At 68.2% G+C, this 12588-nt stretch carries 9 protein-coding genes and 1 pseudogene; 1 reads left to right on the top strand and 9 read right to left on the bottom strand.

Annotated elements, in window-relative coordinates; translation table 11 throughout:
• Positions 1-133: 133 nt before the first annotated feature.
• Positions 134-1140, bottom strand: a pseudogene (locus tag AB3K92_RS01705) (methyl-accepting chemotaxis protein); the annotation flags it as partial.
• A 365-nt stretch (positions 1141-1505) separates the two neighbouring features.
• Here AB3K92_RS01705 and AB3K92_RS01700 point away from each other — a divergent pair.
• A complete protein-coding gene (locus AB3K92_RS01700) occupies positions 1506-3092 on the top strand; it encodes a methyl-accepting chemotaxis protein (RefSeq protein WP_301853467.1) in 1587 nt (528 codons plus the stop codon).
• Between the two features lie 227 nt (positions 3093-3319).
• Here the strand turns inward: AB3K92_RS01700 and AB3K92_RS01695 are convergent, their stop codons facing one another.
• The 8 genes from AB3K92_RS01695 to AB3K92_RS01660 are packed head-to-tail and all read right to left on the bottom strand — an operon-like array spanning position 3320 to position 12548.
• Positions 3320-4843 (bottom strand): UxaA family hydrolase, encoded by a 1524-nt coding sequence (locus AB3K92_RS01695; RefSeq protein WP_059492902.1) that lies wholly within the window; start codon positions 4841-4843, stop codon positions 3320-3322.
• Complete coding sequence (locus AB3K92_RS01690; protein WP_301853468.1) at positions 4840-6000, bottom strand: mannitol dehydrogenase family protein; 1161 nt, start codon at positions 5998-6000, stop codon at positions 4840-4842. The genes AB3K92_RS01695 and AB3K92_RS01690 overlap by 4 nt, the downstream gene beginning before the upstream one ends.
• 31 nt (positions 6001-6031) lie before the next feature.
• Positions 6032-7042, bottom strand: a complete 1011-nt coding sequence (locus tag AB3K92_RS01685) for a zinc-binding alcohol dehydrogenase family protein (RefSeq protein ID WP_301853470.1) — start codon at positions 7040-7042, stop codon at positions 6032-6034.
• 22 nt (positions 7043-7064) lie between these two features.
• Positions 7065-7940, bottom strand: a complete 876-nt coding sequence (locus AB3K92_RS01680) for an amidohydrolase (RefSeq protein ID WP_301853471.1) — start codon at positions 7938-7940, stop codon at positions 7065-7067.
• The gene (locus AB3K92_RS01675) at positions 7937-8953 is read right to left on the bottom strand and encodes an aldo/keto reductase (protein ID WP_301853472.1); all 1017 of its coding nucleotides are present in this window, start codon (positions 8951-8953) and stop codon (positions 7937-7939) included. Before AB3K92_RS01675 ends, AB3K92_RS01680 begins: the two co-directional genes overlap by 4 nt.
• 36 nt (positions 8954-8989) lie before the next feature.
• Entirely contained in the window at positions 8990-9937 is a 948-nt protein-coding gene (locus AB3K92_RS01670) for an ABC transporter substrate-binding protein (RefSeq protein WP_011549866.1), read from the bottom strand.
• Positions 9938-9979: 42 nt separating this feature from the next.
• Positions 9980-11011, bottom strand: a complete 1032-nt coding sequence (locus AB3K92_RS01665; RefSeq protein WP_011549867.1) for an ABC transporter permease — start codon at positions 11009-11011, stop codon at positions 9980-9982.
• Positions 11004-12548, bottom strand: coding sequence for a sugar ABC transporter ATP-binding protein (locus tag AB3K92_RS01660; RefSeq protein ID WP_301853473.1), 1545 nt, complete (start codon positions 12546-12548; stop codon positions 11004-11006). The genes AB3K92_RS01665 and AB3K92_RS01660 overlap by 8 nt, the downstream gene beginning before the upstream one ends.
• Between the last annotated feature and the right edge of the window lie 40 nt (positions 12549-12588).

Below are 12588 nucleotides of genomic sequence, written 5' to 3'. Positions count from 1 at the left end.
GTCAGCCACGGCGTGGGCGACGCACAGCGGACCGGTGCAGGATACAAACGAAATCCCGCCCGTCGTCGGCGGGTGCGCCAGCCGGACTGGCTTCGCATGAAACCGGGGCCCTCGGGCCCCGTCAATCAAACCATCACACCGCCACCGCGCGCTCCGCGAGCTTGAACTCGCCGACCGTCTGCGCGAGCCGGGCCGCGTGCTCGCGCAGCGACGTCGCGGCAGCAGCCGATTGCTCGACCAGCGCCACGTTCTGCCGCGTCGTATCGTCGAGCTGCGACACTGCCTGATTCACCTGCTCGAGCCCCGTGCTCTGCTCCTTCGCGGCGACGCTGATTTCGGCGATCACGCTCGTGATGTTGCGCACGCCGTCGACGATTTCGTCCATCGTCGCCCCGGCCGTCTGCACGAGCCCGGAGCCGCCTCGATCTTCTCGACCGACGAGTGGATCAGCTGCTTGATTTCCCACGCGGCCTGCGCGCTGCGCTGCGCGAGCGCACGCACCTCGCCGGCGACGACCGCGAAGCCGCGGCCGTGCTCGTTCGCGCGGGCCGCCTCGACGGCGGCGTTCAACGCGAGAATGTTGGTCTGGAACGCGATGCCGTCGATCACGCCGACGATGTTGGCGATCTCCGCCGACGCCTGCGTGATGTCGTTCATCGTCGACACGACGTCGCGCACGACCGTGCCGCCCCGCAGCGCGACATCCGACGCAGATTCCGCCAGACGGTTCGCCTGGCTCGCCGCATCGGCCGGGTTGCGGGCCGTTCCGGCGATCTCCTCGAGCGCGGCGGCCGTTTCCTGCAGGCTCGACGCCGCGTGTTCGGTGCGGGCCGACAGATCCTGGTTGCCCTGCGCGATCTCTGCGCTCGCGAGGTTCACGGACGTGCTGAAATCGCGGATCTACCGCAGGATCGTACTGATCTTCTAGGCGAACGCGTTGAACGCTCGCGCGATCTGCGCGGCTTCGTCCGCGCCGTCGGCTGGCAGGCGCTTCGTCAGGTCGCCGCTGCCGCCCGAGACGTCCGTGAGCGCGTCGCGCACCATCAGGATGTGCTTGAAGGCCGCGTTCGTCATCGCGCCGACCAGCGCCGCCGCGACGATGGCGACACACGTCGCAAGTACCCGCGCGCGAATTGATGACAGCATGATGACTTCGGTTTCCGTTACCGCGTGATTGAAATGGGATCGCTGAAGAAGGCGACCCTGATCCGTTTAACGGCACCGGAGGCGGGAAGTTGTGCGATGCCGGGAGGACCACGGCCGGCACGTGCATGCGGAGAGCGACACGGCGGCGCTATCGCGCGAAGCGCGAACGCGGAAACCCGTTGCGGCGGGCGAAAACGGCGCCGTTCTCCGGCTCGGCGTGACGAATGCGGATCGCAGTCGGATTTATTTTGACGACAGGCAACCCGCAAACGATTGCCCCGCAGCGCCGGCCCTAAACTGTTCCTTCACCGTTCCGTTAATCAGGAAATCTATTTGATAACCACAACCGGATTCCTCCCATGAACGATCGACGATTAACCGTTCGCACGAAGCTGATCATGGCTTTCGGACTGCTTACGTGCACGGTCGTGCTCGTCTCCGTCGTCGGCGTCGTCTCGCTCGGCAACGCGAACGCGGCATTCGACGACTATGTCAACGGCACCAACGCCCGCGCGAACCTGGCCGACAAGATTCGCTTCGCGGTCGACCGGCGCGCGATCGCCGCCCGCAACCAGGTTCTCGCGGCCAGCCCGCGCGACGCGGACATCGAGAAGGAAGCGGCGCTGCAGGCCGACCGCGAAGTCGGCGCGCTGATGGGCGAACTGACGAATGCGGTCCGCGAGGGCAGCGGCGCATCCGACAAGGCGCGCGAACTGGTTCGGCAAATCGGGGCGGTCGAGGCGCAGTACGGCCCCGTGGCGCGCGCCATCGTCGACGCGGCGGCGAACAACCGGCGCGATCAGGCGATCACGATGATCAACGAACAGTGCCGACCGCTGCTGGCCCAGCTTGTCGCGGCCACCGACACGTATGCGACGTACTCGCGCGCGCGGGCCGCTCAGCTGGTGAAGGAATCGGACGACCGTTATACCTCGCGACGCCTGATGCTGATCGCGATCTGCATCGGCGCCGCCGCCGCGGCCGCGCTCTCGGGCCTCTTCATCACCCGCGGCCTGCTGCGCTCGCTGGGCACGGAGCCTGCCGTGCTCAGCGATATCGCCGGCCATATCGCCGCCGGCAATCTCGGCGCCGAAGCCACGACCGGCGCCGCGCCGGCCGGCAGCGTACTGGCTTCGATGCGCGACATGCAGGCGAACCTGATCCGCCTGATCTCGGAAGTCCGTACCGCATCGGGCAACGTCGCGACCGGCGCCGGCGAAATCGCGTCCGGCAACCAGGACCTGTCGTCCCGCACCGAACAGCAGGCCGCGTCGTTGCAGGAAACCGCGTCGAGCATGGAGCAACTGACCTCCACCGTGCGCCTGAACGCCGACAATGCGCAACAGGCGAGCGGCCTGGCCAACAACGCATCGGAGGTCGCACAGCGCGGCAGCTCGGCGGTCGGCCTGATGGTCGACACGATGACCGACATCAGCGCAAGCTCCGCCAAGATCGCCGAGATCACGGGGATCATCGAAGGGATCGCGTTCCAGACCAACATCCTCGCGCTCAACGCGGCCGTGGAGGCTGCCCGCGCCGGCGAACAGGGCCGCGGCTTCGCGGTGGTGGCAAGCGAAGTCAGAAGTCTTGCGCAGCGTTCGTCGAGCGCCGCGAAGGAAATTCGCGAGCTGATCTCGCAATCGGTCCGGAAAATCGAGGACGGCTCGCATATCGCGAACAACGCGGGCGATACGATGAGCGAGGTCACGCATGCGATCTCGCGCGTGACCGACATCATGGGCGAGATCGCCGCGGCGTCGAGCGAACAGAGCCGCGGCATCGAGCAGGTCAATCTCGCCATTACGCAAATGGACGAGGTCACCCAGCAGAATGCGGCGCTCGTCGAGCAGGCGGCCGCCGCCTCGAAGTCGCTCGAGGAACAGGGAAACCGGCTTGCCGAGGCCGTCTCGTTGTTCCGGCTCGACGCGCGCATGACCGGCGCGTAGGTCGGCGCCCGCCGCCCTGCCGTCGGCTCACCTCGACACGGAGTTCCAGCGCCCGTGCGCGCGTCTCGGCGAGCAAGCGCAGCGCCTCGCCGAGCAAGCCCTTCTCCAGTTCAGACAGTGAGCCATCCTGACCGATTTCGCCGATCGCCGGCTCGCTCATGGGGGTTTCCATCGCGGCTTCTCCTTCGCTGTCCGATTGCGCACGCGGTCGCACGTCGCCTTTCGCGTCACATGACCGCGCCGCGCAGCCACGGCACGAACTCGCGTTCGCCGATGCCGTTGTCCTCGCTGCGCGATCGTCGTCCGGAGGCAACGTCGAGCATCAGCCGGAACAGCCGCTCGCCCGCTTCGCCGACCGAGAGCGAACCGGCGACGATCCCGCCGCTGTCGAAATCCATGTCCGATTGCATCCGCTCGTACAGGCCGGTCGTCGTCGCGATCTTGATCGTCGGCACCGGCTTCGAGCCGAAGACCGAACCGCGGCCCGTCGTGAAGCACACGAGATTCGCGCCGCCGGCGATCTGCCCGGTGGCCGACACCGGGTCGTAACCGGGCGTATCCATGAACACGAGCCCCGCTTGCCGCACCGGCTCCGCATAGTCGTAGACCGCGCGCAACGGCGAGCGGCCGCCCTTCGACACCGCGCCGAGCGATTTCTCGAGAATCGTCGTGATGCCGCCGGCGAGGTTGCCGGGCGACGGGTTGTTGTTCATTTCGCCGCCGTTGTCGGCGACGTAACGCTCCCACCACTGCAACCTGCCGAGCAGACGCTCGGCCACGTCGCGCGACGCCGCCCGCGCGATCAGCAGATGCTCGGCGCCGTAGATCTCGGGCGTCTCGGACAGAATCGCGGTGCCGCCGTTGCGGACCAGCAGATCGACGGCCGCGCCGAGCGCCGGATTCGCGGTGATGCCCGAGTAGCCGTCGGAGCCGCCGCATTGCAGGCCGACCGTCAGCCGCGAGGCCGGCACGGCGCTGCGACGCGCGCCGTCGGCCGCCTCCAGCAACTCGCGCACGATCGACACGCCTTTGGCCACGGTGTCGCGCACGCCGCCTTCGTCCTGGATCACCAGCGTGCGCACGGTGCCAGGTGCTGCCGCGTCGAGCCGTTGCGCGAGCGCGCCGACCTGGTTGACCTCGCAACCGAGGCCGACGAGCAGCACGCCGGCGAAATTCGGGTTCCGCGCATAGCCGACGAGCGTGCGCCGCAGCAGTTCGATGCCGTCGCCGGTCGCCGACATCCCGCAGCCGCTCTGATGGGTGATCGCGACGACGCCGTCGACATGGCCGAACGCGTCGAGCGCGCCGTGCCGGTATGCATCGGCGATCGCATGACAGACACTCGCCGAACAGTTGACGCTCGCGATCACGCCAACGTAGTTGCGGGTCCCCACGCTGCCGTCGGGACGCACGAATCCGTCGAAGGTATCGCGGCGATCGGCCGGAACGTCGTGCGTGTCGCCCGCCGGCCCGTCGTCGTGCGCATGCCGCTCGGGCATCCCGACGTTATGCACGTGCACGTGCTCGCCCGCGGCGATGTCCCGCAGCGCGACGCCGATCGGCTGCCCGCATTTGACGATCGCGTCGCCGCGTGCGATCGGCGTGATAGCGATCTTGTGGCCGGCCGGTATCGCGGCCGCCGGCCGCAGCGGCGCGCCGTGCACGTCGATCGGCACGTCCGGCGCCAGCGCATCGAGTGCGACGGCGACGTTGTCGTTGCCGTGAAGGATCACGATGGTCGGTTGCTTCACGATGGTCTTCTCCCTGTCGTTGCGGCCACCGGTTCGTAGCGGGCGACGAGCTGCCGCAACCGCGGTTGTTCGGCCGCCAGCGCCAGCGAATCGGCGAGCGCGAGCAGCGGCTCGATCCGTCGCGCGACCTTCTCGCGATGGTTGACCGCGATATCGGCGATGCGATGCGCGAGAAACGGATTGAGAAAGCGCTCGCGCACGCTGTCGACGTAGTGTTCGGCCGTTTCGCGCAAGCCCAGCGCCACGAATACCGGCGCGACTTCATCGCGCCACACGGCTTCGAGACCGTCGCGCAACCGCGCATCGTTCATCGCGTCCAGCACCGTTTCCGATGCGTCGCGCCCCGTCGCGAGCCACTGCTCCGCGAGCCAGCTGTGCCCGAGATTGAGGAAGAACAGCTTCAGGCGCTCGTGGCTGCGCAAATCGTCGGTGACGACGATCTGAGCATGCGTGCACGGCAGCGCCATGCCGGCACGCCGCTCGATCGCCCACAGCGCGTAGGGCTCGGCGATCGCGCCGACCGGATGGAGCGGCTCGGACACGATGCGGTCGACGAGCGAGTTGACCCATACGCAGCGGTTGCCCAGATAGTCCGCGAACGCGTCGGGCAGCCGCCACCGGCGCGCGAGGTCCAGCACGATGTCGCGCAGCGTGTCGCCGTTGTTCGTCACCAGTTCGCAAGGCAGGATGGAGACGCCGTCATCGGGCCGCACCTGCCAGCGCGCATGCAGCAGCGCCAGCAGCTTCGCCGGAAAGCCGTGCGGTGCGCGCTTCGGCTGGGCCAGCAGGTCCACGGTGTCGCGTGGATCGGCGCGATACCCTGCGTCGCCGGTGTTCGACACGATGACGCGTACGGTCTCGATCGCGGCGCCGCGTATCTCCGCCCAGTCGTGCTCGGCGTCCCACGCGCGCTGCACGGCGCGGCACTCGACGACTTCGTCGACCACGCCGCCGCGGTCGCGCCCGCGAATCCGCACCGGATAGCGACCGGTGGCGCGCAGCGCGTCGATGCGGGCGCGGCTGGCCGGATTGCCGGTCGTCTGCACGATGCCGATGCCGCCCATCGCATTGCCGTCGTCCAGCGCCTGCGAGACGAACAGGTCGACGTGCGCGAGCAGGAAGCGGCTCGTGCCGAACTGCAGGATCGGCGGCGTCATCGCATGCGCCCCGCGTGCCGGATGCGATCGATCAGCATTCGACGAGCGCCTTCACGACGGTCTGCCCCGCATCGAGCAAACGCGGCAGCGCATCCGGCACCTCTTCGAGCCGCATCCGGTGCGTGTTCAGCGCGCGGTCCGGAATACGCCCCCCGCGCATCGCGTCGAGCACCGTCGCGAAATCCTCGGCCGTCGCATTGCGGCTCGCGAGCAGCGTGGTTTCCCGCTTGTGGAATTCGGGATCCGAAAAGGCGACGTGCCCGCGCACGATCGAGATCAACGTGTATTTGCCGCCATGCGCGACGAATTCGAAACCGCGATTCATCGCATCGAGGTTGCCTGTGGCGTCGAACACCGCATCGAAATACTCGCCGCTCGTCAACGCCGCGAGACGCGCCGCGTCATCCGCGCCCACCTCCACGGTCGCATCGACCGTCAGATGTTGCCGGCAAAACGCCAGTCGATCCGCCCGCGTGTCGAGGCATGTGACATCGGCGCCACGCAGCTTCGCGAAGATCATCGCGGCCATGCCGATCGGCCCGGCGCCGACGACCAGCGCCCGCTGCCCGGCGCGGACGTCCGCACGCCGCACCGCATGCGCGCCGATCGCGAGAAATTCCAGCATCGCCGCCTGGTCGAGCGAAATGCCGTCGGCCTTGTGCACGAACTGCGCGGGCACGCTCAGGTATTCGGCGAGCGCGCCGTCGCGATGCACGCCGAGCACCTTGATGTTCACGCAGCAATTCGTGTTGCCGTGCCGACAGGCGATGCAGTGCCCGCACGACAGATACGGCATCACGTACACCGCGTCGCCGGCGCCGAGCCCCGACTCGGGTTCCGCCTCGACGACGACCGCCGAAAGCTCATGGCCCATCACGCGCGGATAGTCGAGGTACGGCTGGTTGCCGGTGAAGATATGCAGGTCGGTGCCGCAAATGCCGACCCGTTGCACGCGCAACAGTACTTCGCCGCTGCCGCGCACGGGCAGTTCGCGCTGCTGTACGCGCAGCACGCCGGGGGATTCGCAAATCACGCTGAGCATGTCGGGTTCCTTTCGTTCTGGTTCATTCGTCGTGGCGTGCGGTGTCGATCCGGTAGAAGCGGTGCGCGTTGCCGCCGAAGAGGCCGTCCAGCGCCGCGGCGCCGAGCAACCGCGCGCAATCGTCCTCGCACGCGGCCAGCCATTCGCCGTAGCCGCCGCACGCCGACGCCAGCCGCAGCACCGGCCAGTCGCTGCCCCACATCAGGCGCGTCGGCCCGAACAGCTCGGCCAGCGCGTGGACATACGGCCGTGTGCGCGCGCGCACGGCGTCGGAACCAGCCGACGGCCCTGCTTCGGTCCAGAGGCCGGACAGCTTGCAATGAAGGTTCGGCAGGCGCGCAAGCCGGCCCATCGCCGACAGCCACGGCTGCCATTCGCCGCGCTCGATGAACGGCTTCGCGCCATGGTCGATCACGATCGGCAGATCCGGATGGCGTCGCGCGAATGCATGCAGCGCATCGAGATGGCGCGGCATCACCAGTGCATCGAAACGCAGCCCGTGCTCGAGCATCGCGGCGACCGCGCGATCCAGCCGCGGATCGTCGATCCACGTGTCGTCGGGCAGATCCTGCAGCATCGGTCGCAAGCCGCGCGCCTTCGGCGCGGACGCAAACGCCGCGATCCGCGCCGGCGCGTCGTCGGCCTTCAGGTCGACCCAGCCGACCACCGCGCCGACGCTCGGCGTTTCATCCGCGAGATCGAGCAGAAAGCGCGTGTCGGCTTCGCTCGGCAGCGATTGCACGAGGACGGTGGTGTCGATGCGCGCGGCGTCGAGCAGCGGCGCCAGATCGGCGGGACCGAAATCCCGGTGAATCGCATCGAGTTCGGCCGGCGGCCAGCAGCCGGCCCGCGCGTCGATGCGCCAGTAGTGCTGATGAGCGTCGATGCGCATGGTCATGCGTGGGCTCCCGGAACCGGCGCGTGCGCCGCGATCAACCCTTCGTCGCGCAGCGCATCCCACAGTTCGGCCGGCGCGGGACGCTCGAACCAGTCGATGTTCTGCTTCAACTGCGCCACGCTGCGCGCGCCGACCACGCACGATACGACGGCTGGATGACCGAACGGAAACTGCAATGCCGCGGCGGGAAGCGGCACGTCGAAGCGGTTGCACAGCGCGCCGAGCCGCGTGGCCTTGTCGATCACGTCGGCGCTCGCGTCCGCATAGTTGAACTTGCCGTTGCCGGCGAGCAGGCCGGAATTGAACACGCCGCCGATCACGATCGCCGTCCCGTCACGGGCGCACGCGTCGAGCAGCGGTTCGAGCGCCGTCTGTTCGAGCAGCGTGTAGCGGCCGGCCAGCAGCACCGCATCGAGCGCCGCTTCGTTCAGCGCGTCGGCCGCGACTTCCCATTCGTTCACGCCGAGACCGAACGCGCCGATCTCGCCGCCCGAGCGCAGCGCATTCAGCGCGCGAAACCCGCCGCCGCGCGTCAACTGTTCCCAGTAGTGCGCGTGACGATCGCCGTGCGTCATCGCGCCGATGTCGTGCACGTACAGCATGTCGATCCGCGCGAGCCCGAGCCGTTGCCGGCTGTCGTCGTGCGAGCGCATGATGCCGTCGTAGCTGTAGTCGTACACGGGCCGGAACGGCAGCGGCTCCGCCCAGCCGTCGTCGCCCGGCCGCACGCTCGCGTCGGCGCGCATCAGCCGCCCGACCTTCGTGCTGAGCGTGAACGCACGGCGCTCGCGCGGGGCGAGCCCCGCGCCCACGCGCCGCTCGGACAGCGTGTAGCCGTAATACGGCGCGGTGTCGAAGTAGCGCAGGCCGGCGGCCCAGGCGGCGTCGACCAGCGCGGCGGCGTCGGCCGCCGACATCGGCCGATAAAGGCCGCCGAGCTGCGAGCAGCCGAGACCGAGCGCGGACACCGTCAGCCCGCTGCGCGGCAAGGCGCGCGTATCGTTTGCGTTCATGAGTGGCGACTCGATGCGTGCAAGCGGCACGGGCGATCAGTACAGGACATTCTTCGCTGCCTGCGAATCGAGGTTCTGCTTGTCGACCATCACGACGCCGGTATCGATCAGCTTCGGCGCGGGCTTGCGCTCGATCACGTCGAGCGCCGTGCGCACGCCCTGGTTCCCCATCTGCCACGAGCCCTGCACGGCGATCGCCTGCACGGTGCCGTCGCGCACGAAGCCCTGCAGGTCCTCGTTGCCGTCGAACCCGATCGCCACCACCTTGCCCGCCTTGCCCGACTGCTTCAGCGCACGGCCCATGCCGACCGCGGTCGGCTCGTTCGCGCCGAAGATGCCCTTCAGGTCCGGGTTCGCCGACAGCACGTCGGTCGTCTGGTTCAGCGCGGTCGCCATTTGCGATTGCGAGTAGTACGGGCCGACGACCTGCAGCTTCGAATGGCTCTCGATGTACTTGCGGAACCCGCCGACGCGGCTGACCTCGGAGCCCGCGCCCGGCACGTACGACATGATCGCGATCTTGCCGGACTGCCCGACGCGGTCGATCAGCGCTTTCGCGCACAGCGCGCCCGCCTTCTCGTTGTCGGTCGACAGGAACGCCTGGTAGTACGGCTTGCCCGCGTCCGCGATCGCCGAGTCGATCAGCACGACGGGAATGTGCGCTTCCCACGCCTTCTTGATCGCGGGCACGAGCGCATCGGGATCGGACGGCGCGAGCACGATGCCCGCCACGTGACGCGTGACCGCGTTGTCGACCATGTTGACCTGCCCGCTGATGTCGGACTCGGCCGCCGGGCCCTGGAACGTCATCGTGTAACCCTTGGCGCCGTCGAGCGCCGCCTTCGCGCCCTTCTGCACGTTCTGCCAGTAGTTCGAATTGACCGTCTTGACGATCACGGCAATCTCGCCGCCCGCCGCATACGCGCCGCTGCTGCACACCGCGAACACGCACGCCGATGCCGCCAGCAGGATGGATTTGTTCATGTCTCGCTCCGCTTCTCGTTGGTAGGGACTGCTTGCTGCCGGTCAGGGCCGGCGATTGCGCAACTGGTCGATCCACACCGTGCCGAGGATCACGACGCCGATGATGATCTGCTGGATGAAGCTCGACACGCCGTTCATGTTCAGGCCGTTGCGCAGCACGCCGATCACGAACGCGCCGATCGCCGTGCCGGAGATCGTGCCGACGCCGCCCATCAGCGACGTGCCGCCGATGACCGAACTGGCGATCGCGTCGAGCTCGTACATCACGCCTTCGTTCGGCTGCCCGGTGACGAGCCGCGACATCAGCACGCAACCGGTCACGCCCGCGAGCGCGCCGGACAGCACGTAGGTGAACAGCTTCACGCCCTGCACGTTCACGCCCGACAGCCGGGCGGCTTCCGCGTTCGACCCGACCGCATAGATATGGCGGCCGAGCGACGTTCTCGACAGCAGCACGGACACCACGACGAACAGCACGACCATGATCACGACCGGATACGGAATGCCGGGAAAGGTCGTGTCGGGGAACCCGTCCGCGCCGATGCGCGAGATCCGCAGCAGCGCGCCGTTGCCGAGCGCGCCGAACGCATCGCCGAGATCCGATACCGGCCGCGCGCCGGTGATCTGCAGCGCGATGCCGCGCGCGACGAGCATCATGCCGAGCGTCGCGATGAACGGCGGCAGGCCCATCTGCGTCACGCAGATGCCGTTGACGAGCCCGCACAGCGCGCCGACCAGGATGCCGGCCGCCATCGCCGCGGGCACCGGCACGCCGGCCTTGACCAGCAGCGCCGCGCACACGCCGGCCAGCGCGAGCACCGAGCCGACCGACAGGTCGATGCCGCCCGTGATGATCACGCAGGTGGCGGCCACGCCCAGATACGCGATCGACGTGACCTGCAGGCCGACCGTCATCAGGTTGTCGACCGAGAAGAACGCCGCGCTCGAGATCGAGAACGCGAACACGAGCACGACGAGACTGCCCAGCGCCGCGAACTTCTGGATCAGGTCGCGCCGCCGCTGTCGCGCCGCCCGTTCGTCGGCCTGGCTTCGATCGGATGTCATTTCAAGCATGGGAACGCCCCGACGCGTAGTGCATGATCTCCTCCTGACTGGTGTGTTTCGTATCGAGAAATGCGGTCAATCGACCTTCGTGAAAAACGGCGATCCGGTCGGTCATGCCGAGCAGTTCGGGCAGTTCCGAACTGATCAGCACCACGCCGACGCCGTCGGCGGCGAGCCGGTCCATCAGCCCGTAGATCGCGAATTTCGCGCCGACGTCGATGCCGCGCGTCGGCTCGTCGAAGAACAGGATCTTCGAGCCGCGGTACAGCCATTTGCCGATGACGACCTTCTGCTGGTTGCCGCCGGACAGGTTGCGCACGCGCTGGTGCACGGACGGCGTGCGAATCGCGAGGTCCTGCACGTAGCGGCGCGCGACGTCGAGTTCGTCGTCGAAGCGCAGGAATCCGAAGCGCGATGTGATGCCGCGCACGTTCGCGAGCGTGAGGTTCGCCGCGACGGGCATCGGCAGCGCGAGCCCCTCCTTCTTGCGGTCCTCCGACAGATACGCGATGCCGTGCCGGATCGCCTCGCGCGGCGAGCGGATCGTCACGGGCCGGCCGTGCAGCGCGATCGTGCCGCCGTCGGGGCGATCCGCGCCGAAGATCGCGCGGGCGATCTCGGTGCGCCCGGCGCCCATCAAGCCCGCGAAACCGAGGATCTCGCCGCGGCGCAGCGCGAACGACACCGGCCCGAACACACCGTCGCGGCGCAGGTCCCGCACGTCGAGCAGCACCTCGTCCGTCGGCACCGATTGCCGCGACGGATAGGCGTCGTCGAGCGTGCGTCCGACCATGCGCGCGACGATGTCGTCGATGCTCACGTCGGCGAAAGCGTCCGTCGAGATGTGGCGCCCGTCGCGCAGCACCGTCACGCGATCGACGATCTGCGCCATTTCGTCGAGCCGGTGCGAGATATACAGGATCGCCACGCCGTCGGCGCGCAGTTCCTCGATGATGCGAAACAGCTGCACCGTTTCCGTTTCGGTCAACGACGACGTGGGTTCGTCCATGATCAGCACGCGCGCATCGTGCGACAGCGCCTTCGCGATCTCGACCATCTGCTGCTGCGCGATGGACAGCACGCCGACCTTCGTCGTCGGCGCGACGTTCAGGCCGATGCGCGCGATGCAGCGCGCCGCCTCCGCGTTCATGCGTTTCGTATCGACGAACGGCCCGCGCCGCGGCTCGCGCGCGAGGAACAGGTTCTCCGCCACGCTCAGGTGCGGGACGAGATTGAGCTCCTGATGAATGATCGAGATGCCGGCCGCTTGCGCTTCGGCGGCCGAATGAAACCGCACCGGCGCGCCGCGATAGTGAACGACGCCGTCGTCGGGCAGGTACTGGCCGCTGATGATCTTCATCAGCGTCGATTTGCCCGCGCCGTTCTCGCCGCACACCGCATGCACCTCGCCGCGGCGCAGGTCGAGGCGAATCCCGTCGAGCGCGAGGACGCCGGGGAAGCGCTTGCGAATCCCGTCCAGGCGCAGGATCTCCCGGTCCGGTTCGTCCTGCGCGGCCTGACCGGGCAGATTGCGAGGCATTGCCATTGCGTCTCCTGGGGATGGATCGACCTCGACACTATCCGGT

Origin of the sequence: Burkholderia sp. Bmkn7, assembly GCF_041103175.1 — a bacterium.
Taxonomy (GTDB): Bacteria; Pseudomonadota; Gammaproteobacteria; order Burkholderiales; family Burkholderiaceae; genus Burkholderia; species Burkholderia cepacia.
This window is presented reverse-complemented; position numbering and strand designations above follow the sequence as displayed.

Bases quoted from the DNA above. Each gene is read 5' to 3' on its own strand.
- AB3K92_RS01675 (WP_301853472.1), bottom strand. From the start codon at position 8,953: ATGAACGCAAACGATACGCGCGCCTTGCCGCGCAGCGGGCTGACGGTG.
- AB3K92_RS01665 (WP_011549867.1), bottom strand. From the start codon at position 11,011: ATGCTTGAAATGACATCCGATCGAAGCCAGGCCGACGAACGGGCGGCG.
- AB3K92_RS01685 (WP_301853470.1), bottom strand. From the start codon at position 7,042: ATGCTCAGCGTGATTTGCGAATCCCCCGGCGTGCTGCGCGTACAGCAG.
- AB3K92_RS01700 (WP_301853467.1), top strand. From the start codon at position 1,506: ATGAACGATCGACGATTAACCGTTCGCACGAAGCTGATCATGGCTTTC.
- AB3K92_RS01680 (WP_301853471.1), bottom strand. From the start codon at position 7,940: ATGACCATGCGCATCGACGCTCATCAGCACTACTGGCGCATCGACGCG.
- AB3K92_RS01660 (WP_301853473.1), bottom strand. From the start codon at position 12,548: ATGGCAATGCCTCGCAATCTGCCCGGTCAGGCCGCGCAGGACGAACCG.
- AB3K92_RS01690 (WP_301853468.1), bottom strand. From the start codon at position 6,000: ATGACGCCGCCGATCCTGCAGTTCGGCACGAGCCGCTTCCTGCTCGCG.
- AB3K92_RS01670 (WP_011549866.1), bottom strand. From the start codon at position 9,937: ATGAACAAATCCATCCTGCTGGCGGCATCGGCGTGCGTGTTCGCGGTG.